Annotated in this window: 13 protein-coding genes and 7 pseudogenes; 12 read left to right on the top strand and 8 right to left on the bottom strand. The window is 71.2% G+C overall.

The annotated features are described in order from the left end of the window. The first annotated feature begins 39 nt into the window (after positions 1 to 39). From ABZV38_RS04615 to ABZV38_RS04605, 3 genes and pseudogenes are all read left to right on the top strand, one after another. The gene (locus ABZV38_RS04615; RefSeq protein WP_356324477.1) at positions 40 to 699 is read left to right on the top strand and encodes a GntR family transcriptional regulator; all 660 of its coding nucleotides are present in this window, start codon (positions 40 to 42) and stop codon (positions 697 to 699) included. 32 nt (positions 700 to 731) lie between these two features. Next, entirely contained in the window at positions 732 to 1,634 is a 903-nt protein-coding gene (locus ABZV38_RS04610) for a dihydrodipicolinate synthase family protein (protein ID WP_356324655.1), read from the top strand. Further along, positions 1,631 to 1,807 (top strand): annotated as a pseudogene (locus tag ABZV38_RS04605) (dihydroxy-acid dehydratase); the annotation flags it as partial. The gene ABZV38_RS04610 and the pseudogene ABZV38_RS04605, both read left to right, overlap by 4 nt. 5 nt (positions 1,808 to 1,812) lie before the next feature. On the opposite strand, the pseudogene ABZV38_RS04600 reads toward ABZV38_RS04605, so the two are convergent. Beyond that, positions 1,813 to 3,475: pseudogene (locus ABZV38_RS04600) on the bottom strand (IS200/IS605 family accessory protein TnpB-related protein). Between the two features lie 171 nt (positions 3,476 to 3,646). Between ABZV38_RS04600 and ABZV38_RS04595 the strand changes: the two are divergent. The 4 genes and pseudogenes from ABZV38_RS04595 to ABZV38_RS04580 all read left to right on the top strand — a co-directional run. Next, positions 3,647 to 4,243 (top strand): annotated as a pseudogene (locus tag ABZV38_RS04595) (DUF6807 family protein); the annotation flags it as partial. Further along, positions 4,240 to 4,809, top strand: a pseudogene (locus tag ABZV38_RS04590) (family 43 glycosylhydrolase); the annotation flags it as partial. The pseudogenes ABZV38_RS04595 and ABZV38_RS04590, both read left to right, overlap by 4 nt. Before the next feature lies 1 nt (position 4,810). Continuing rightward, a pseudogene (locus tag ABZV38_RS04585) lies at positions 4,811 to 5,146 on the top strand (pectate lyase); the annotation flags it as partial. A 148-nt stretch (positions 5,147 to 5,294) separates the two neighbouring features. Beyond that, positions 5,295 to 6,635 carry a S28 family serine protease gene (locus ABZV38_RS04580; protein ID WP_356324475.1) on the top strand — a complete coding sequence of 447 codons (1,341 nt, stop codon included), beginning with the start codon at positions 5,295 to 5,297 and terminating at the stop codon, positions 6,633 to 6,635. A 34-nt stretch (positions 6,636 to 6,669) separates the two neighbouring features. Here ABZV38_RS04580 and ABZV38_RS04575 read toward each other — a convergent pair. The 3 genes and pseudogenes from ABZV38_RS04575 to ABZV38_RS04565 form a co-directional block, all read right to left on the bottom strand. Beyond that, positions 6,670 to 6,759, bottom strand: a pseudogene (locus tag ABZV38_RS04575) (pectate lyase); the annotation flags it as partial. A gap of 97 nt (positions 6,760 to 6,856) precedes the next feature. Further along, positions 6,857 to 7,567, bottom strand: coding sequence for a hypothetical protein (locus ABZV38_RS04570; protein WP_356324473.1), 711 nt, complete (start codon positions 7,565 to 7,567; stop codon positions 6,857 to 6,859). Next, a pseudogene (locus ABZV38_RS04565) lies at positions 7,567 to 8,137 on the bottom strand (SigE family RNA polymerase sigma factor). The gene ABZV38_RS04570 and the pseudogene ABZV38_RS04565 overlap by 1 nt, the downstream one beginning before the upstream one ends. 233 nt (positions 8,138 to 8,370) lie before the next feature. On the opposite strand from ABZV38_RS04565, the gene ABZV38_RS04560 reads away from it, so the two are divergent. Then, the gene (locus ABZV38_RS04560; protein ID WP_356324471.1) at positions 8,371 to 9,795 is read left to right on the top strand and encodes an NCS2 family permease; all 1,425 of its coding nucleotides are present in this window, start codon (positions 8,371 to 8,373) and stop codon (positions 9,793 to 9,795) included. A gap of 27 nt (positions 9,796 to 9,822) precedes the next feature. On the opposite strand, the gene ABZV38_RS04555 is transcribed toward ABZV38_RS04560, so the two are convergent. From ABZV38_RS04555 to ABZV38_RS04540, 4 genes are all read right to left on the bottom strand, one after another. After that, positions 9,823 to 11,814 (bottom strand): hypothetical protein, encoded by a 1,992-nt coding sequence (locus ABZV38_RS04555; RefSeq protein WP_356324469.1) that lies wholly within the window; start codon positions 11,812 to 11,814, stop codon positions 9,823 to 9,825. 46 nt (positions 11,815 to 11,860) lie between these two features. After that, positions 11,861 to 13,312 (bottom strand): penicillin-binding protein 2, encoded by a 1,452-nt coding sequence (locus ABZV38_RS04550; RefSeq protein WP_356324466.1) that lies wholly within the window; start codon positions 13,310 to 13,312, stop codon positions 11,861 to 11,863. A gap of 105 nt (positions 13,313 to 13,417) precedes the next feature. Continuing rightward, positions 13,418 to 13,942 (bottom strand): GNAT family N-acetyltransferase, encoded by a 525-nt coding sequence (locus ABZV38_RS04545; protein ID WP_356324464.1) that lies wholly within the window; start codon positions 13,940 to 13,942, stop codon positions 13,418 to 13,420. 3 nt (positions 13,943 to 13,945) lie between these two features. Beyond that, positions 13,946 to 14,716 (bottom strand): IclR family transcriptional regulator, encoded by a 771-nt coding sequence (locus tag ABZV38_RS04540; RefSeq protein ID WP_030919961.1) that lies wholly within the window; start codon positions 14,714 to 14,716, stop codon positions 13,946 to 13,948. Between the two features lie 155 nt (positions 14,717 to 14,871). On the opposite strand from ABZV38_RS04540, the gene ABZV38_RS04535 reads away from it, so the two are divergent. The 4 genes from ABZV38_RS04535 to ABZV38_RS04520 all read left to right on the top strand — a co-directional run bounded on the left by ABZV38_RS04535 (position 14,872) and on the right by ABZV38_RS04520 (position 20,434). Continuing rightward, positions 14,872 to 16,392 (top strand): aldehyde dehydrogenase (NADP(+)), encoded by a 1,521-nt coding sequence (locus ABZV38_RS04535; protein WP_356324462.1) that lies wholly within the window; start codon positions 14,872 to 14,874, stop codon positions 16,390 to 16,392. Further along, on the top strand, positions 16,389 to 17,000 hold the full coding sequence (locus tag ABZV38_RS04530; protein ID WP_356324460.1) for a DUF1349 domain-containing protein: 612 nt from the start codon (positions 16,389 to 16,391) through the stop codon (positions 16,998 to 17,000). Before ABZV38_RS04535 ends, ABZV38_RS04530 begins: the two co-directional genes overlap by 4 nt. A gap of 107 nt (positions 17,001 to 17,107) precedes the next feature. Continuing rightward, positions 17,108 to 17,806 carry a GNAT family N-acetyltransferase gene (locus ABZV38_RS04525; RefSeq protein WP_356324458.1) on the top strand — a complete coding sequence of 233 codons (699 nt, stop codon included), beginning with the start codon at positions 17,108 to 17,110 and terminating at the stop codon, positions 17,804 to 17,806. Between the two features lie 144 nt (positions 17,807 to 17,950). After that, positions 17,951 to 20,434, top strand: coding sequence for a Tox-REase-5 domain-containing protein (locus ABZV38_RS04520; protein WP_356324456.1), 2,484 nt, complete (start codon positions 17,951 to 17,953; stop codon positions 20,432 to 20,434). The last annotated feature ends 33 nt before the right edge of the window (positions 20,435 to 20,467 follow it).

Here is a 20,467-nt window from a genome sequence, read left to right as displayed (position 1 = left end):
TATGAGACGCGATACGCGAGATGCGGGAGCCCTTCACTCATGACCTTTGCGCCCACCCCGATTCCGTCCCGCACCCAGTACGTGCTGGAGGCGATCAAGCACGCGATCCTCACGGCGCAGCTGAGACCGGGGCAGGCCCTCGTCGAGACCGAACTCGCCGCACAGTTCGGGGTCTCCAAGACCCCGGTGCGCGAGGCGCTCAAGACCCTCGCCGGTACCGGACTCGTCGTCATGAGCCAGTACAAGGGCGCCACCGTGCGGCTGGTCGACGCGGCGATGGCCCGCGAGGTGTACGACGTGCGACTGCTCCTCGAGCCGGAGGCGCTGCGCCGCTCCATCACCCGCAGGGCCTCGCTCGACGAGGCCCAGGAAGCCCTGGAGCGGGCCGACTCGGCCGGTGACACGGCCGACCGGTCGCTCGCCAACCGGGACTTCCACCGGGCGCTGTACCTGCCCTGCGGCAACCCGCTGCTGGCCCGGATGCTCGACGAGGTCCGCGACCAGGCCGCACTCGTGTCGACCGTCGCCTGGGCGACCATCCCGTCCTGGGAGCGGGAGGCGGCCGAGCACCGGGAGATCCTGCGGCTCGCGCTCGCCGACGACGCGGACGCCGCGGCCGGCGCCCTGCACGACCACATCGGGTCGTTCGTCCGCCGCGCCTTCCCCGAGGAAGCACAGACCGAGGAGGGCGGGGCGTGAACCACCAGCTCACCGACGAAAGGCCTGTCCGCATGGACCTCACACCGCTGAAGGCGGCCCTCGCAGATGTCGTGGCGATCCCGGTGACCCCGTTCGCCGAGGACGGGACCATCGACGTGGCGGCTCACCGCGGACTGCTGCGGCGGCTCCTCGACGGCGGCGTACGCATCCTCACCCCGAACGGCAACACCGGGGAGTTCTACGCGCTCACCCCCGAGGAGCGGCGCACCGTCACCGAACTGACCATCGACGAGGTGGGCGGACGCGCCACGGTCCTGGTCGGCGTCGGGCACGATGTGCCGACCGCGGTGGCCGCCGCCGAGCACGCACGCGACGCCGGCGCCGAGATGGTGATGGTCCATCAGCCCGTGCATCCGTATGTCTCACAGGACGGCTGGGTCGACTATCACCGGGCGATCGCCGAAGCCGTCCCCGGGCTCGGCGTCGTGCCGTACATCCGTAACCCGCAGCTCGACGGGGAGCACCTCGCCGCGCTCGCCGACAGCTGCCCCAATGTCATCGGCGTGAAGTACGCACTCCCGGACGCCGCGCGGTTCGCCGCCTTCGCCCGGGACGCGGGCCTGGACCGGTTCGTCTGGATCGCCGGTCTCGCCGAGCTGTACGCCCCCGCCTACTTCTCCGCCGGGGCCAGCGGCTTCACCTCCGGACTCGTCAATGTCGCCCCAGGCGTCTCGCTCGCCATGCTGGAGGCACTGCGGGCCGGCGACCACCCGTCGGCGATGAAGGTCTGGGAGCAGATCCGCCGGTTCGAGGAACTGCGCGCCGACCACCAGTCCGCCAACAACGTGACGGTCGTCAAGGAGGCCCTCGCCTCGCTCGGCCTCTGCCGCCGCGATGTCCGCCCGCCCAGCCGGGCGCTGCCCGAGGAGCGGCGCGCCGAGGTCGCCGACGAGGTTGCCGGGTGGTCGATATGACGGGCCAGGACGGAAGGATCGGCTCCGAGGAACTGCGCAGCCACCAGTGGTACGGGACGGACGGGCTGAGGTCGTTCAGCCACCGGGCCCGCACCCGCCAGCTCGGCTACCTCCCCGAGGAACACCTCGGCAAGCCGGTCGTCGCGATCCTCAACACCTGGTCCGACATCAACCGTTCCTAGCCAGTGCGCATGAGTGAGTCCTGGACCCACTGCTGCGTATTGGGCGCATCCCGAACGGTTTTGGATGCGCTGGTCCCCCGCTTTCGCTTCCCGCTCGGCGCTGGCCCTCCAGGGGGCCGGTCCGTTGCGGGTGGACGGGTTCCCTCACGCCCCCGGTCACCTGGTCCGGCCTGGGCGGTCCGATGCCCCGCACGATCACTCCGGTCGTGTGGGGGCGGTGCCGTCCTTCCCCAAGCTCTCAACTCCGTTCGAGCAGGGGATACCCCATCCCGGATCGGGTGCCCGAGGGCGCGTCGTCCGATCGCGATACCCGCGGCATCGTGACGGGACATCCTTCGGCGTGGGGTGGTCAGCGGCTTCTGCCAGTGCTGGGCACCCCACATGCTGGTGTAGGCCGGGTCGACCGCAACGATCGCAAGACCCTGTTCGGCGGCCATCGATACCAGCCGGGCCTTGAGCTTGCCGGTCGGCATACCGGAGATGAGCTGCCGGAACCGCTTGCGGCGGCCGTGCTTCTCGCGGGTCTTCTCAGGCGTGAAGTCGAGGTCTTCGATGCCGACCGCGGCGACACCGACCCGCACCGCCCAGCTGATCAACCGGGTCAGCGCGTGGCGGATCTGTGCGTCGCGGTGGCCGGCGGCTCCGGACAGGTCGAAGCCGAAGCGGTGCGGCTCACCGACCGGGTTGCCGTGCCGGTCGAGCCGGTAGGCGGCGAAGTGATCGGCGTTGGTGTCGACGCCGATCATCCCCCGGGCGCGGGCGGTCTCCAACGGGATGGTCCGCACGACGGGGCGTTGCCAGGATGCGGTCAGGTACCAGCGGCCGCGCTCCACGTCGAGATGGATGCGGTAGGCCACCGCCCGGTTCGCTTCGATGCGGTCGGCCCACTCCGCACCCCGGTGCGCGAACCCGATCGGTGAGGGTGTACCGGCCGTACCGGGCATTGGCCAGATGCGCGAGCGGAACGGGCAGCTTGATGGACACTTCGCCGTCCGGGGTGACGCGGATCGTCTCGTTCCCGAACCGCTTCCCCGACTCACCATCAGCAGCAAGAAACCAGCGTCCCGCCTCCCACCGCTCCCGCCACTGCTCCTCGGTGAGACCGGCCTGGGTGAGGTTGTGGCGGGTGTTGAGGAGACGTTTACCGCCCCGCACTACCCGCACCCGTCCGGCCTGCCAGTCAGCGACAGCAGCAGCGTGCCGCGCTTCTAGCATCGCGAGGCGGCGGGATTTGCGGAACCACTCGTTCTTCGACTGGTAGCCGCCCGCGGTCCGCTTCGTTCCGGGCGCCCCGAGCGGGAGGGACAGGCGGTGCCGCAACGTCTTGATCCCGGCATCCAGCTTGCGGATGTGCGCCGCCTGGCAACGGCGAGCCAGCGCCCACTGATCGTGCGTGGCCTTGGTGATCGCACCCGCGATCCGCGACGACGACACCCCGGTCAGGTCCCGCTTACGCGCCGCCCACGTGTCCGCACCGTGCTCCAGACCATCTGCACAGCGGGCCTTGAGATCACGGGAAGCAAGCGCACCCTGATGCTCACCGACCGCACGCAGCACCCTCTCGTCCTCGACGGTCAGGTGTTTGAGACGGTCCCGTATCGCCACCCCGGCAGGCGCGGGCACCACGAAGGACACGGCCAACTCCCGCACACCACCCACCACATCACCCCCCTCAAGGCCGCACCCCTGCCACCCAGCCCAACGAGCAACAGCCACCAAGGTCACCCATTCGACCCCAGAACCCCCGTTCCCACCCCCACAAACCCACCGACAGAACTCACTCCCGCTCACCACCACTCACTTCAGCTCAGCAATCCGACAGCAGCTCACAACCCCCTCGCCCACGCCGTCGCCACCGCACTCGAACTCGCCGGCAGCGGGACAGCCGACGACGTGGTGTCCATCGAGACCGAGCTGTTCCGCGCCCATGACATCGAGGCCGACGACACCTCCTGCGTACGCATCACCACCACGCGCGGGCTGCCCGTCACCGCCGCCGTCACCCTGTGCGCCGAACAGGCCGGCGAGCCCTACGTCATCGTCCACGGCGACCGCGGCCGGATCACCTTCTGGTACAAGCAGGACCGGGTCCTGATCCAGCGTGCCGGACACGGCCCCGAGGAGGCCGTGCACGGGCGGACCGATCTCCTGGAGAACCTCGTCGACCACCTCGCGGGCCGCGCCGCACTTCTCGTACCGCCGCACCGCACCGGAGTTCTTCGCCGGCGCGACCGACGAGACCGGCGCGACCCGTGGTTCGTCCGGACCACCCAGTACCCGGGCGTCGGCTCCTCCCTCGCCGCCGCAGAGCGGCTGCCGGCCCCGGCCGGTGCCACCGTCGTCCGCCGCGTGATCACCGTCATCGCCGACGGCCGGCTCGACCGGGAGACGGCGGCCGCGTACGTCCGCCGGGCGGTGACCGCGTGAGCCGTCCCTGGACCGCCGACCTCGGCGACGGCACCTACCGCAACCCGGTCCTGAACGCCGACTGGTCCGACCTCGACGTCGTCCGGGTCGGCGACGACTACTACCTCACCGCGTCCAGCTTCGGCCGGGTCCCCGGACTGCCTCTGCTGCACTCCCGCGACCTGGTCAACTGGTCACTCGTAGGTCATGCCCTCGACCGCCTCGAACCCGCCGCCGACTTCGCCGTACCGCGCCACGACTGCGGGGTGTGGGCGCCGTCCATCCGGCACCACGCCGGCCGGTTCTGGATTTTCTGGGGCGATCCCGACCACGGCATCCAGCAGATCAACGCCGAGTCGGTGCGCGGCCTGTGGAACACCCCGCATCTCGTCAAGGCGGGAAAGGGATTGATCGACCCCTGCCCGCTGTGGGACGAGGAGACCGGCGAGGCCTACCTCGTGCACGCCTGGGCGAAGTCGCGCTCCGGTATCAAGAACCGGATCACCGGCCACCGGATGAGCCCCGACGGACGCGAACTCCTCGACGAGGGCAAGACCCTGATCGACGCCGATCTGATCCCCGGCTGGTCACCACTTCGTCGTCGCCGCGGGTGCCGCCTACGGCTACAGCTACGGCGTGGGCATGGAGTCCCGGATCGTCGCCGAGCACAACGCCTTCACCCTCGCGTCGCAGGTCGACCCGGCGACCATCCTGAAGAAGTGGAAGGAGTCCCCGATCACGGCCGAGGACAACTACGTCAACGGCCGCAGAACCGACCTGATCGCCGTCCACAACGCGGGAGTTCCCGCGGAGCAGCTCACCCCGGGCGCCGGCTGGACCCCGGTCCTGCGCACCAGGATCGACAACCCGCGCGCAGTCCCGGCCATCGTCGACCACGGCGCCGGAGCCGGAAAGGCCTGCTGACGGCACGGAGCTTACGTGGGCTTACGATCAGTCAACTCGACGAGGCAGTACACGGATCCCCTCGGCAGGAGCGGTCGCACGACACGGAAAGCGATTACCATGCCGCCGTCGTGTCCATCGCACCACACCTGCACGAGGGGACTCCGCGTTGCGCCACAAACTGCTTCCCGCCCTGTTCTGCACCGGTCTCGTAGCCGCCACCAGCCTGCTCACCGGCACGGCCGCCACCGCGGCCGGCACCACCTCTTCGGCCGCCGGGGCGTCGGCCGAAGTCACGGACATACGTGAGCGGCTGGACCGCATACCGGGTGTCACGGTCGTCTCGCAGACCACCAAGGAGGGCTTCCCCTACTACACGCTCACCCTGACCCAGCCGATCGACCACCGGCACCCGGCCCGCGGCACGTTCGAGCAGCGCTTCACGCTCTGGCACAAGTCCGAGACCGCGCCGATGGTGCTCTACACGGGCGGCTACTCGCTCGCCACCTCCACCCGTGAGATCACCACGCTGCTCGGCGCCAACCAGGTCAGCATCGAGCACCGCTACTTCAGTCAGTCCCGCCCCGCGACGGTCGACTGGAGCGACCTGAACGTCTGGCAGGAGGCGAGCGACGAACACGCCGTCGTCCAGGCCCTGAAGACGGTCTACGGCGCCAAATGGCTGGGCACGGGGGCGTCGAAGGGCGGGATGACGCAGGTGTACCACGAGCGCTTCTACCCGGAAGACCTGGACGCCGTCGTCGCGTACGTCGCACCGAACGACGCGAACAACAACGACGACAGCGGCTACGAGAAGTTCTTCATGACCGTCGGCACGCCCGAATGCCGGGCCGCCCTGAACGCCGTACAGCGCGAGATGCTGGTCCGCCGCGAGCAGATGCTGCCGCGCTTCGAGGCCACCGCCAAGGAGCAGGGCCTCACCTTCCACTACCTCGGATCGGCCGACCGGGCCTACGAGTTCTCCGTGCTGGACCAGGTGTGGAACTTCTGGCAGAGCGGTACGTACACCGACTGCCCGACGATCCCCGACGCGAAGACCGCCACGGACGACGAGCTGTACACCTGGTCGCTGGGGCACGGACTGAGCCCGTACGCCGACCAGGGCAACGGCGCCGAGGGCAGCGGACCCTACTACCGGCAGGCAGCCGCCCAACTCGGCTGGGCCGACCTGAAGTTCAAGCATCTGGCGGACGTCCGTCACTACCCGGACATCTACCAGCCCAACTCGGTGCTGCCCGCCGACATGCGGGTCGGCTACGACGGCCGCACCATCAAGGGCATCGACCGCTGGGTCGCCACCCGTGGCGAGCGGATGATGTTCGTCTACGGCCAGAACGACCCCTGGAGCGCCGAGCGATTCAAGCCGAGCAAGCACGACTCGATGCTCTTCGAGGCGCCCAACAGCAACCACGGCGCCCTGATCTCCAAGTTGCAGCCTGCCGACCGGGCGAAGGCGGAAGCGGCCGTGAAGCGGTGGGCGGGCCAGTGACGGCCCGCCCACCGCGACCGGCCGGGCAGCCCGGTCAGTCGTAGCTGATGTCCGAGGCGGAGTAGCGGCAGTACGTGCCGTCCGGGCCACTGCCCGTCTCGGTCGGCTCGTCACCCGTGTTGTGCCTCTCGATGTCCCGTTCCTCGGGGGTGGGGGAGCATTGCGCTCTCCGGTCGCCGCCGCCGGAGGAATGGTTGCCAGGTTCCGGGATTCTTTTCGTGTCAGTGGTCGGACGCGAAGTTGTCGCCCACGGACACCTGCTGACCGGTGGTGCGGGCGGCGTTCGCGGTGAAGTAGTCGCCGTCCGCGCTCCGGTCGCCCTCCGCGTGGTTGTACTGGCCGGCGAACGTGTGCGTACCGACCGGCACCGTCCGCCCCGGCTTCAGTGTCCACCGGTAGACGAGGAAGCCGCCCTTCTCCTGCGCCGAGGCGGTGAAGTCCTGCTCCGGCAGGGAGCGCCAGGAGCCGGTGGTGTTGACGCCGCCGGTCTGAGCGATGCGCAGCTCGACCGTGAGCGAGGAGAGCGGCTGCGTCGACCTGAGCGTCGCATTGCTCTGCGCCCAGTACGCGTTGCTGTGCGGGTCGACGGCGCCGTCCGCCCACAGCGGCCCGTCCTCGGTACGCAGCTCGGGCACGCGGCCCGGCACCGCAGGGGCCGAGGCGGACGGGACCGAAGGAGCGGCCACCTGCCCGCCCCGCGTCTGCCCGCCGCCCGCCGAAAGGACGGCGTACGCCCCGACGGCCAGCACACCGCAGACCGCCGCTGCCGCCCCGACCACCCGCAGCCACGGCAGCGGACCCCGCGGAGCGTGTGGAGTACGGGCGGAGGGACCCTCCGCCATCCCGCGTTCGACCCGGGCCAGGATCCGCTCCCGGTCGGGGCGGTGCGCCTCCGCAGCCGTGCGCAGCCGCTCACGCAGCTTGTCGTCCATCAGTGCCTTCCTCCGCCGCGCTGCGCCGCGACAGCCACCTGTACCTGCACGGCGGGCGTATCGGGACCGAGCACGCTGCAGTTCCGCCACGGCGCGCGAGGTCTGGCTCTTCACCGTGCCCACCGATATCCCCAGCACCAGCGAGGTGTCCCGCTCCGACAGGTCGAAGGCGTGCCGCAGCACCACGCACGCCCGCTTGCGGAACGGCAGCCTGCCCAGCGCCCCCTGGACGTCGACGACCGTCGACACATCCGGATCGTCGACCGCGTACCCGTCCCCGCTCCCGCGCGGCGCCCAGAACAGGGCGATCCTGCGACGCTCGCGTACGGCGCTGCGGATCCGGGTCCGGGCGAGGTTCGCGACGACGCCGCGCGCGTAGGCGACGGGATGGTCGGCCTTCCTGACCCGGTCCCAGCGGTGCCAGAGCGCCAGCAGCGCATCGGCCGCCAGATCGTCCGCGGCATCGGCCTCACCGGTCAGCAGATGGGCGAGCCGGGCGAGTTCGGCGTAATGGGCCTCGAAGAACTCATGGAACTCGGCGGCAGCGGCATCGTCGACGACTGTGCCCACGGGTACCTCTCTGTGCACTCGATTCCCTGTACGCGCGTTGTCCCGCTGTGTACGTTCCCCGGTACCGCCCGCGGGGCGCGGGCGGGGCGCGAGCGTACCAGCGCACCCCGGAAGCGCTTCGACTCGGGTGCATGACCCCAGTAAGGCGTAACACAGCGAAAACCTGAAGACCCTGTGTCCGAAGGAACAATCCAGCTACCCACCGAGGGACCTTCACGCACCCAGGAGCGCCCATGCCGGAAAGCACCGTGCAACGCAACGCCGTCGACCGCTACTTCGCCATCAGCGATCGCGGCTCGACCTTCGGACGCGAGATACGCGGCGGCTTCGCCACCTTCTTCACCATGGCCTACATCCTGGTCCTCAACCCGATCATCCTCGGGTCGGCCGAGGACAAGTTCGGCGCGCATCTCTCCGGTCCCCAACTCGTCACCGCCACCGCCCTGGTGGCCGCCGTGATGACCGCGATCATGGGGCTCGGCGGCAATCTGCCGCTCGCCATCGCCGCCGGACTCGGACTCAACGCCGTCGTCGCCTTCCAGATCGCACCACTGATGAGCTGGCCCGACGCGATGGGCCTGATCGTCGTCGAGGGGTTGCTGATCTGCGTCCTGGTCGTCACCGGGCTGCGCGAGGCCGTCATGCGGGCCATCCCGCCCGCCCTCAAGCAGGCGATCAGCGTCGGCATCGGGCTCTTCATCGCGTTCATCGGCTTCGTCGACGCCGGCTTCGCCACCCGCATCCCCGGCGACACCGGTTCCGTCCCCGTACAGCTCGGCGCCACCGGGCAGCTCTCCGGCTGGCCGGTTCTGGTCTTCTGCCTCGGTGTGCTGCTGACCGTCGCGCTGCTGGCCCGCAAGGTGAAGGGCGCCATCCTCATCAGCATCGTCGTGATGACGGCCGTCGCGATCGTCATCAACGAGATCGCCGACATCGCCCCGGCCGCCTGGGGTCTGACCGTGCCGGCCGTCCCCGACGACATCGTGGCCGCCCCGGACTTCGGTCTCATCGGCGCCTTCAGCCTTTTCGGGGCGTTCCAGCAGGTCGGCGTCGTCACCATCGTCCTGCTGGTCTTCACCCTGATCCTCAGCGACTTCTTCGACACGATGGGCACGGTCGTCGGTGTCTCCAACGAGGCCGGACTCCTCGACGAGCAGGGCAAGGTCCCGAACCTCGGCCGGGTCCTGCTGATCGACGGCGCCGCCGCCGTGGCGGGCGGCGCGGCCTCGGCGTCCTCCAACACGTCGTACATCGAGTCCGCGGCCGGCGTCGGCGAGGGCGCCCGCACCGGCTTCGCCTCGCTGGTGACCGGTGCGCTGTTCGCCGTCGCCCTGTTCCTCACCCCGCTCGCCACGGTCGTCCCCGCCCAGGCCGCCGCCCCCGCCCTGATCGCTGTCGGCTTCCTGCTGATGGCTCAGGTCCGGCACATCGACTGGGAGCGGTACGAGATCGCCATCCCGGCCTTCCTCACGATCGCCGTGATGCCCTTCACGTACTCGATCACCAACGGCATCGGGGCGGGCTTCCTCGCGTACGTGGTCATCAAGACCGTCCTCGGCAAGGCGCGCGAGGTGCACTGGCTGCTCTGGGGCGCCTCGGTACTGTTCGCGGTCTACTTCGCGATCGACCCGATCGAGCAGCTGCTCGGCGTGAAGTAGCCGCGTCGGCGGGGCGGTCCGGGCCGGTCAGGTCCCGAACGCGCGCAACGCGGCCCGCGCCGCCCCGCACAGCTCGTCGTCCTCCGGCACGGATTCCCAGCCGCCGTGCCGGACCGGGCGTTCATCGGCGGCCAGCACGGCACGCAGGGCCGGGGCCGCCGCGGCGGCGGGCGGGCCGATCTCGGCGAGCCGGTGGACGGCCGTGATCGTCGCCCGGTAGGCGTATCTGCCCTGCTGCAGCGGGCTCAGCAGCCCGAGCAGAGCGGGTACCGCCTCACTGCTCTCACCGGTGATCTGCCACAGGGCATAGCCGCACCTCAGCGGAAGCCAGCCCTCCGTGTGCTCGGGAAGCAGGGCCCGTATCCGCTCGGTGTACGGCGCCGCGGACGGGCCCAGTTCGCCGAGGAAGCCCACCACCTCCTCGCGGCCCCAGGGGGCGTCGAACGCCGGCAGCAGCGCATCGAGCGCGGGTTGCGGATCGCCGGTCAGCCGCCAGTACGCCACCCGCAGCCGCGGTACGGCGAAATCCTCCGCCGGTGCGTCGATCAGCGCCCGCAGACGAGGGCGCGGGACGGCGGCGGCCGCCGCCGGGCCGATCGCGGCGAGGGCGTCGAGCGCCCAGACCGCCGCATCGGTGTCCAGCAGTGACAGCAGCTCCGGGACAGCGGGCGCGGCTGCTGGACCCCAGGCCGTCAACACCTGGCACAGGGCCCGCCGTTTGTCCTTGAGCGTCGCTGCCGCGAGCCGCCGCCGCAGCGGATCCAGCAGCTCGTCGGCGCACCCGGCCAGCGGCGCGAGGGTGTCCAGCAGCGCCAGTCGGTACATCCACCAGCCGTCGGCGTGCGACTGATGCAGGGCGAAGCCGAGCCGGCCCCCGGACAGCCGGTCCATCACGGGACCCAGGCAGCGCCGGTCGCCGAGCCGGGCGAGCGCCCAGACCGCGGTGTCCTGCGCATCCGCGTACACCTCGTCGCCCGTGCACAGGGCTGTCAGACCGTCGGCCCACGGCCGGGCGGCCTCGCCGCACATGCCGAGTACCCGCGCGGCGAACTGCCGGTTCTCCGGTTCGGTGTCGGTGAGCAGCCCTGCGACGGCGGGCAGCAGCACGGGTACGGGGGAGCGCCAGGTGCTGATCACCTCGGCGGCGGTCCGCAGCGCTCCCGTGCGATGCCCCGCCTGCGGGTGGCCGAGGAGCCGCAGGGACAGTTCCGTACGGACCTCGCGATCCGGTCCGAAAGCCGCGGCCGTCCACGGCACCAGCCCCGCCGCGTTCCGGAACCCCCACTCGTTCTGCCCCGGTTCGTCGAACCGGGCATCCCGCAGGACCGATAGGACCGTCTGTAGATGTTCCGGGTCCCGCTGTTCCGGGAGGGCCCGTCGCAGCGCGGTGACCGCCGCGAGCCGCTCGGCCGGGGAACCCTGACCGGCGATGTCCCGCAACCGGTCGCGGGTGGAGGTCAGTCCGGGCGCCCGCAGCAGCAGCTTCCCGGCCGCCTCGACGAGCTCCGACCGTACCTCCCCGTTCGGCTCCGCGTCCGACCGCGCCCACAGCGCCTCGCTCACCGCCTCCGCCTCCCCGGCGGCATGGGACAGCGGCCGGGCAACTGCCCGGCGCACCCCCGGATCGGAGTCGTCCAGCAGCGTGAGCAGCACGGGCAGCGCCGCGGTCCACGCCGCGGACCAGCCGGGGTCGACGAACCGGCGTTCCGCCTGCCAGCAGCCGACCCGGGCCAGACTGCCGACGAGCTGCAGCAGTTCCTCGCGGACCGTCACCACCGGGTCGGCGGCCATCGCCACCAGATACGGCAGCAGCGGCGGCGCGGCCGAACAGATCTGACCGCCCTGGTGGTAGACGGAGGTGAGCATCTCCTCCACCGCGTCATCCGCACGCTCCGGCGCGTACACGTCGCGCACCCAGCCCGGCACCTCGACCGCGGAGCCGTACACATGCTGCAGCGCGGCCCAGTCGGTCCGGTCCAGTCCGTCGAGCGTGCGGGGGTCAGAAGGCGCGGAGGTCATGATCCCGATTTTGACAGCCGCGGCCGGCCCTCCGCGCCCGGTTTTCTCACCCCTGGAGCGCCGCCTTCATCATCTTCTGCGCGATCGGCGCCGCCAGTCCGTTGCCGCTGACCTCGGAGCGCGCCGAACCCGAGTCCTCGACGACCACGGCGACCGCGACCTCCTTGCCGGTGGACTTGTCCTTCGCGTACGAGGTGAACCAGGCGTACGGGGTGTTGCTGTTGCCCACTCCGTTCTGCGCGGTGCCCGTCTTGCCGCCGACCTCCGCCCCGTCGATCCGGGCGTTGGTGCCGGTGCCCTGCTCGACGACGGTGACCATCGCGCTGCGCAGCTGCTCGGCGGTCGAGGCGGAGACGACCCGCTTGGTGTCACCGTCCGCGAACTTCTGCAGGGCGTTGCCGTCCGAGTCCGTCACCTCGGACACCATGTGCGGCGCCGCCAGCTCACCGCCGTTGGCGAGGGCCGCGGAGACCATCGCCATCTGCATCGGGGTCGCGGTGACCTCGAACTGGCCGATGCCGGTCAGCGCCGTCGACGACTTGTCCATGCCGGACGGATAGACGCTCTTCGACGCGCGTACCGGCACATCCAGCTTCTCCGTGTTGAAGCCGAACTTCTCCGCCATCGCCCTCACCTTGTCCTCGCCGAGATCGGCGGCGACCTTCGCGAAGACGTTGTTGCAGGAGTACTGGAGCGCCGTGCGCAGGGTGGCGTTCTCGCACGGCGCGGAGGCGCTCTCGTTCTTCAGGACCGTGGAGGTGCCGGGCAGCGTGTACGGGTCGGGGCTGTCCGTGCGCTCGTCCACCGAGCTGTAGAGGCCGTTCTCCAGCGCCGCCGACGCCACCACCAGTTTGAACGTCGAACCGGGCGCCAGCGGCTGCCGCAGCGCTCGGTTGACCAGCGGCTTGTCCGGGTCGGCGAGCAGCTCCTGCCAGGTGTCGCCGTCCGATGTCCCGCTGATCTTCGACGGGTCGTACGAGGGAGTGGAGACCATCCCCAGGATCCGACCGGTCCTCGGGTCGATCGCGACGGCCGCGCCCTTGTCGTCGCCGAGCGCCTCGTAGGCCGCCTTCTGCACATCCGGGTCGATCGTCGTCAGCACGCTGCCGGGCGCCGCCTGCTTGCCGGTCACCACGTCGAGCGGGTTCTTCAGCCGGTCGTCGGTGCCGTCGAGCACATGGCTGTAGATCCCTTCGAGCTGGGTGGCGCCGTACGCCTGCGAGCTGTACCCGGTGACGGCGGCATAGAGCTCGCCCTGGGTGTATGTGCGCTTGTGGGCGAGATCGCCGCCCTGGGTCCTCTTCGATCCGGTGACCGGTGATCCGGCCACGATGATGTCGCCGAGCGGCTGTGCGTACTGCGCGATGGTATTCCGCCGGTTGTGGTCGTCGTCTGCGAGGGCTGGGGCCTGGTATGCCTGCACCCAGGTCGCCCGCCCCAGCAGGGCGAGGACCAGCAGCAGACAGAAGACCGAAGCGCGCCTGATGGTTCTGTTCATCCCGCTGGAGGGACGAGCGGGGGCGTCGGACGCGTTCCCGTCTGTGCCGCTTCTCACCGATTTTTCAGACTGTCCGACCGGTCACCGCCGCGCGGCGGTGACCCCTCAGCGGGTCATGGAGCGGCCTTCGTCCGGCGCTCGGCCGGCCGGGGACGCCAGCGTGAAGAGCAGCTCGTCGGTCAGCTCCCCGCGCGCCTGCGCGAAGCCCCGGTCCTTGCCCGTGACGGTGAAGCCGCACTTCTCCAGCACCCGGCGCGAACCGGCGTTGTCGGCCGCCGCCCGGGCGTGCAGCGGACGTTCCGGCACCGCGTCCAGCAGCGCCCGCAGCGCGGCGGTCGCGAGCCCGCGACCCCAGTGCGCCCGGTCGATCCAGTAGGTGACCTGGCGGTCGCCCCCGGGCCCGTACACCCCGGCGTTGCCGACCACCGCGCCGTCGGCGAGGACCGTCCGCATCACGATCGTCCGGTCGGCCAGGAGCCGTGTCCAGTGGGCGTCGAACGCGGCCCGGTCGGTGGGGTCCTCGCTGGTGAAGGCGGCCGTGCGGACCGCCTCCGGATCGCACATGTACGCGTAGAACAGCGGCAGATCGCTGGCGCGCACCTCGCGCAGGGTCACCTCGGCCGCGCCCATCGGTCAGAGCCTCCGGGTGGCCAGCGTCAGCCGGTCCCGCGCGTCGAAGAGCGCGTCCTTGACCATCTGCTCGTGCGCGGGGGTGAGCCGGGCGACCGGCACCGAGCAGCTGATCGCGTCGCGCGCCGGGGTCCGGTACGGGATCGCGATGCCGAAGCAGCGCAGCCCCAGGGTGTTCTCCTCGCGGTCCACCGCGTACCCCTGCTCGCGGATGACGTGCAGCTCCTCGATGAGCTTCTCGCGGTCGGTGAGGGTGTGCTCGGTCAGTGCGGGCAGCGTCTCCGGCAGCATCTTGCGGACCTGCTCGTCGCTGTGGGTGGCCAGCAGCGCCTTGCCGAGCGAGGTGGAGTGGGCGGGCAGCCGGCGGCCGACGCGGGTGAAGGGGCGCAGATAGTGCTGGGACTGGCGGGTGGCGAGGTAGACCACGTTCGTCCCGTCGAGGCGGGCCAGGTGAATGGTCTCCGTGGTGTCGTCGGAGAGCCGGTCCAGCGTCGGCCGGGCGGCCGCGACGACCTCGTCGCCGTCGATGTACGAGGTGCCGACCAGCAGGGCGCGCACGCCGATGCCGTACCGCGTCCCCGTTGCGTCGGTCTCCACCCAGCCCAGCTCGACCAGGGTGCGCAGCAGCATGTAGAGGCTCGACTTGGGGTAGCCGACGGCTTCCTGCACGGCCGCCAGCGAATGCATACCGGGCCGCCCGGCGAAGTACTCGAGCAGCTCCACCGTCCGTACCGCGGACTTGACCTGTGCCCCACCTGACTCGGCAACCGACATCGCCCTACGCCCCTTCCAGCCCACTTACGAAACCCTGCGACTTCTTGCCAACACGGAACGCCCGGAAATAGAGTCCCTACACATTCACGATCAGGAACTCTGTTCAGAATACCGAACAACTTCTGATGTGTGGCAGTGGAGCGGAAGGAAACACGGTGGCAGCAGCACCAGTCTGGAGCGTCGACCCCCGCACCGGGAACCCGCGTGAGCAGGTTGCGGTGGAGGCTACAGCGAAGGAGGTCGACCGTGCCGTCAGGGCCGCACATGCCGTACGGAACTCGCTCGCCGACCGCACTGTACGCGCCGCATTCCTGCGTACCGCGGCCGATCTGCTCGCCGAGGCCGGCGAGCACGTCATCGAGGCCGCCGACGCGGAGACGGCACTCGGCCCGGCCCGGCTCACCGGTGAGCTCGCCCGTACCGCAGCCCAGTTGCGGGCCTTCGCCGAGGTCGTCGACGTGGGCACCTTCCTCGACATCCACATCGACCACGCGGACGCCACCCGGACCCCGCCCTGGCCCGACCTGCGCCGCTACAAGATCCCGCTCGGCGTCGTCGCCGTCTACGCGGCCAGCAACTTCCCGCTGGCCTTCTCCGTACCCGGCGGCGACACCGCCAGCGCCCTGGCGGCCGGCTGCCCGGTCGTCGTCAAGGCGCACCCCGACCACCCCGCCACCTCCGAGCTGTGCGCCTCCGTGCTGCGCCGGGCCGCCGTCAAGGTCGGTCTGCCCGAGGACGTACTGATCCTGGTGCACGGCTTCGAGGCGGGCGTCGAGCTGGTCAAGCACCCGCTCGTGGCCGCCGCCGGCTTCACCGGCTCGATCCGCGGCGGGAGGGCGCTGTTCGACGCTGCGGCCGCCCGGCCCACCCCGATCCCCTTCCACGGCGAGCTCGGCTCCCTCAACCCCGTCGTCGTCACCGAGGCGGCCGCCGCCGAGCGCGGCGAGCAGATCGGTGCCGGGCTGGCGGGCTCGATGACCATGGGCGCGGGCCAGTTCTGCACCAAGCCCGGCTTCGTCCTGGCGCCGACGGGCGAGACCGGCGACCGGCTGCTGAAGTCGCTGACCGAGGCGGTCAGCGACAGCGAGGCCGCGGTCATGCTCGACCACCGGATGCGGGACGCCTTCGTCGCAGGGGTGCGGGCCCGGGCCGAACTCCCGGACGTGGACGCCCCCGTCACCCCCGGCGCGGGCGGCGAACACACCGTCTCCGCGGGCTTCCTGACCGTACCGGCGCACCTGCTGGCCGCCGAGGGCCCGCACGACGAGCTCCTGGAGGAGTGCTTCGGCCCGGTCACCGTCGTGGCCCGGTACGCCTCCGAGGACGAGATCACCGCCATCCTCTCCCGGCTCCCCGGCAACCTCACCGCCACTCTCCAGATCGCCGAGGAGGGCGTCGACGCCGACGCCCCCGGACTCCTCGCGGCCCTCACCCCGCTGGCCGGCCGGGTCCTTGTCAACGGCTGGCCGACCGGTGTCGCGGTCGCCCCCGCCCAGCACCACGGCGGCCCCTACCCGGCCACCACCTCCACCTCCACCTCGGTCGGTGCCACCGCGATCGAACGCTGGTTGCGCCCGGTCAGCTACCAGACGACACCGGAGGCCCTGCTGCCGCCGGAACTGCGCGAGGACAACCCGCTGGGGCTGCCACGCCGCGTCGACGGACGCCGCGCATGACGCTGAGACTTCCCGAACTCCCCTTTGCTCTGCGGTCGTTCGGCCCGGAGGGGCAGTGGTCGTACGAGGACGGTGTACTGACCGGACGGGCGGGTGCGCGGCAGGACCGGTTCGTACCGCCCGGCGGCGACGCCCTCGACCCGGCGAGCGACGCACCGCGCCTGCTCGGCGTGGCACCGGACGGCGACTTCCAGCTGATCGCCCGGGTGCACGTGGGCTTCGCGGCGGCCTTCGACGCCGGGGTGCTCTATCTGCACGTCGGGGAACGGGATTGGGCGAAGCTCTGCCTGGAGCTCTCGCCGGCCGATCCCACCATCTGCACGGTCGTCACCCGCGGCCGCTCCGACGACGCCAACGCCTTTGTCGTGGACGGCGACAGCTTCTGGCTGCGGCTCAGCCGCAACGGCGGCGCGTTCGCCTTCCACGCCTCGGCCGACGGCGAGAAGTGGACCTTCGTCCGCGTCTTCGCCCTCGGCGACACGGACGGGGCGGCAGCGGCGTCGACCGGCTTCCTCGTCCAGTCGCCGACCGGCGAGGGCTGCGAGGTGTCGTTCGACCGGATCACGTTCCGCCCGACCGGGCTCGACGACCTGCGCGACGGCAGCTGAGCCGCCTCACGCACGCGCCCATCCGTCGGACGGATGGGCGCGGACACCCGGCGGAACCGCATGGCGGCCCCCCACCCTCCGGCACCGGCCGGAGGGTGGGGGGCCGCATGAGCACCACCCACGCGGAACAGGCCGGATCCTCCTGCACAGCCGAGCCAGCCTCGTCCGTCGTCGCCCCGGTGACCGGGGAGCGGGGCCGGAAAGATCCAGAGCGCTCGTGCGGCCGCGCCCGGTCCGGCAGCCGGGCCGTGCACGATCCGCTCACGACCGGGGCCGCCTTGGCCGTGGCGGACCGGCGTCGCAACCACGGGCCGACGCGTCGCGTCCCTCACCTCATGATCAGAACCGCCACGCCCGCCGATCTCGACGCCATCGTCCAACTGCACACCGAGGCCCGCTCCACCTACTACCGGGGTCACATCCCGGAGGAGGAGTACGCGGGCGCCGCCGAGGTGGGCCGCAGCCGCGGCGGCTGGTCCCGGGCGATAGACCGCCCGGATACCACTGTGTTCTGCGCCGAACGGGACGGGGCCCTCGCCGGCATCGCGGCCTACGCCGTACGCGACGGCGTCATGCACCTCACGCAGCTCCATGTCTCCCCGTCCCACTGGCGTAGGGGAATCGGCACCGAACTCCACAGCGCCTGCGTCGACGCGTGGCGGCAGGCCGGAGTGGACAGCGCCCGGCTGGAGGTCTTCGTGCACAACACCCGCGCCCAGTCCTTCTACGCCGACCGGGGCTGGGCCCCCGATCCCGGCCACCCGCGCACCGGCGCCCATCTGGTCCTGCGCCTCATGGTGAGCTGACGGCGACAGTCCTGGCCGGCCCCTTACCACGGCTCCTTGGGACCGGAGTTGGGCCCTGGGGCCCAAGACGCCCGGCCGCGGTGCCCCCTAGCCTGAGTGGTCATCACTCTGCTTGTGGGCAGGTCTGGTTGGGGGAAACAAGGCATGTCGGCGATCGGTGGCATACCCGCGTACGGAGGTGACGCCCCGGCGCCGGGCGAGGGGCGACGGGAGCTGCCACGCGCACTCGGCGCGGCGCGGATCCTGCTCCATGTCCTGTTCGGCGCAACGCTGCTGGGCGGTCTCGGCCTGTTCGGCTCCGCGCTCGCCGTCGACGCGATGGGCGGCGTGGTCATCGGCCTCGCGCTGTACGCGGCGCTGCCCGGAGTCGTGGGCTGGCTGCTGTCGCGACGCGTCCGGACCGGTGGCAGAGGCGTATGGGGCGGCCTGATCGCCGTACAGGTGTGGCTGATCCTCGGCGGCCTCGGCAACATCGCCAACGGGTCGGTGCACGGCTTCACCCAGCTGTTCGTGCCCACGCTGATCCTGGTGTTCCTGACCCGCAGGGAGAGCCGCGACTGGTTCCGGCTCGCGGCGCGGGACCGGGCGGACAAGCCCGGTTTCTCGTTCGCCCACATGATCACCTGGCGGCGGGACCGGGGGCAGACGGCCCTGGAGTACCTGGGCCTCGTCCTGATCGTCGTGGCGATCATCGGGGCGCTCGTGCTGAGCGGCGTCGGGGGACAGATCACCGACCGCCTGCAGGCCGCGATCTGCTCCCTCACCGGCACCTCGTGCCCGGCGGCCGGCAGCGACACGGTCGGGGCCGGCGGCAACAAGGGCGGTTCGGCCGCGGGCGGCAGCGCGGTCGCCGGCGGTTCGGACGCGGGAGGTTCGGACTCGGGCGGCGCAGACGGCGGCAGTGCGGTCGCCGGTGGTTCGGACGCGGGATCGACCGGAGCGGGCGGTGCGAACGGCGGCACCGCAGCGGGCGGCGCCGATGGCGGTACGGCCGACGGCGGTACGGCCGATGGAGGTACGGCCGACGGAGGAGCCAACGGCACCGGCGGGACCGCGAGCGGCGGGGCCGACGGTGGTACCGCGACCGGCGGCACCGGGGGCGGCACCGGCGGACCCGATGGCCCGGGCACCGACACCTACCCCGAGACCAGCACCGAACCCGAGGCCACGTACGACACCCCCGTCTCGGACGCGGACTCCGACGACTCCGGCGACTCCGGGAACGACGGGGACAAGGAGGAGGACTGCGGCGGCTGGGGCTTCTTCGGCTGCGCGTGGGACCGCACCACCCAGGTCGTCAAGGGCCTCGCCGTCGACGGTGTCTGGGGTGATGTCACCGGCATCATCGATCTGTTCAAGCCCGAGACCTGGTCCGGCCTGGCCGATTACGGCAAGCAGCTGGGCAGCACGTGGACACAGGACTCCAAGGACGCCGGGAGCAAGTGGGACAAGGGCGACTACTTCGGTGCGCTCGGCGACTGGGGCAAGGCCTCGGTCAACACCGTGGTGAAGGTCGGCGACGACATGTTCGTCGGTGACGAGGTACGGGACCGCTGGAACAACGGCGAGAAGACGCGGGCCGTCACCGACGTCGTCTGGAACGTCGGATCGCTCTTCATTCCCGGCTACGACGTCGCGAAGGTCGTCGGCAAGGCCAGCAAACTCGGCAAGCTGGGCAAGTTCGCCGAGAAGGTGGCCGAGGCCGCCGAGAACGCGGGCAACGCCGCGCGCAGGGCCCGCAAGGCGGCCGAGGCCGGAGACCTCGACGGGGTCCGCAAGGCGGCCAAGGAGGCCGACGAGGCGGCGGACGAAGCCGAGGACGCGGCACGCAGGACCGGTTGCAGCATCGCCTTCGGCCCCAGGGTGCGCTACGGCGGCACGGGCGGGACCACAGGGTCCGGGACGGTCGTGCTCGCCGCGGGACCGCCGGGCCGTGTGATCCTCGCCGACGACGGCTGCGACAAGGACGCCGAGGCCAAGGCGAAGGAGGCCCGGGAGCAGGAGCGGGCCGCCCACCTGGAGCAGAAGCGGGCCGAGGAGCCCGACCGCGCGGCCAAGGCGGAGCTGGCCAAGAAGCAGTGGCCCGAGCCCAGGCGCAACGACACGTCCGACCCGCGCAACTACAACTCGCCGGACTGGGCCGCGGACCTCAAGAAGCCGGACTACGGTTCTGCCGACAACGGCGCCGGCTACTGGGCCAGCCGCGACCGCAACCCCCCGCCCAACTGGAAAAATGAGTCGTGGCTCCGCTACCAGGAGCAGGTCACCGGCACCGTGCGCGGCCGGGAGTACGTCGTGCCGCACCCCAAGGAGGGCAAGCCGGCGGTGGAGTACGACGGCTGGGACTCCAGCAGGCAGACGTTCCTGGAGGCGAAGAACGGCTACAAGGGGTACCTCTCGCAGACCGAGAAGGGCAGCCTCACCGCGTCCGGCAAGAACGAGTTCGTCACCGAGGCCCGGGCTCAGGTCGAGGCGGCCGGCGGCAAAGCCGTCGAATGGCACTTCTCCGACCCGGACGTGGCCGAGGCCGCCGGCAAGGCGTTCCGGGAGGAGGGCCTGCCGATCACGGTCGTCCCCACCAAGCAGCACCCGAGCAACAGCACCAGGAAGCCCGAGGCGTTCGACTGATGCCCCGCACGACAGGCACTAGCCTGGCTCGGG

The organism is Streptomyces sp. NPDC005181 (assembly GCF_040608395.1).
Lineage (GTDB): Bacteria > Actinomycetota > Actinomycetes > Streptomycetales > Streptomycetaceae > Streptomyces.
Note: the sequence above shows the minus strand (reverse complement) of the source record. Positions and strands in the feature narration are given on the sequence as shown.

Excerpts from the sequence above, each read along its gene's own strand:
- ABZV38_RS04550 (WP_356324466.1), bottom strand. The coding sequence starts at position 13,312 with ATGAACAGAACCATCAGGCGCGCTTCGGTCTTCTGTCTGCTGCTGGTC.
- ABZV38_RS04610 (WP_356324655.1), top strand. The coding sequence starts at position 732 with ATGGACCTCACACCGCTGAAGGCGGCCCTCGCAGATGTCGTGGCGATC.
- ABZV38_RS04525 (WP_356324458.1), top strand. The coding sequence starts at position 17,108 with ATGAGCACCACCCACGCGGAACAGGCCGGATCCTCCTGCACAGCCGAG.
- ABZV38_RS04560 (WP_356324471.1), top strand. The coding sequence starts at position 8,371 with ATGCCGGAAAGCACCGTGCAACGCAACGCCGTCGACCGCTACTTCGCC.
- ABZV38_RS04615 (WP_356324477.1), top strand. The coding sequence starts at position 40 with ATGACCTTTGCGCCCACCCCGATTCCGTCCCGCACCCAGTACGTGCTG.
- ABZV38_RS04530 (WP_356324460.1), top strand. The coding sequence starts at position 16,389 with ATGACGCTGAGACTTCCCGAACTCCCCTTTGCTCTGCGGTCGTTCGGC.
- ABZV38_RS04540 (WP_030919961.1), bottom strand. The coding sequence starts at position 14,716 with ATGTCGGTTGCCGAGTCAGGTGGGGCACAGGTCAAGTCCGCGGTACGG.
- ABZV38_RS04570 (WP_356324473.1), bottom strand. The coding sequence starts at position 7,567 with ATGGACGACAAGCTGCGTGAGCGGCTGCGCACGGCTGCGGAGGCGCAC.
- ABZV38_RS04555 (WP_356324469.1), bottom strand. The coding sequence starts at position 11,814 with ATGACCTCCGCGCCTTCTGACCCCCGCACGCTCGACGGACTGGACCGG.
- ABZV38_RS04545 (WP_356324464.1), bottom strand. The coding sequence starts at position 13,942 with ATGGGCGCGGCCGAGGTGACCCTGCGCGAGGTGCGCGCCAGCGATCTG.
- ABZV38_RS04520 (WP_356324456.1), top strand. The coding sequence starts at position 17,951 with ATGTCGGCGATCGGTGGCATACCCGCGTACGGAGGTGACGCCCCGGCG.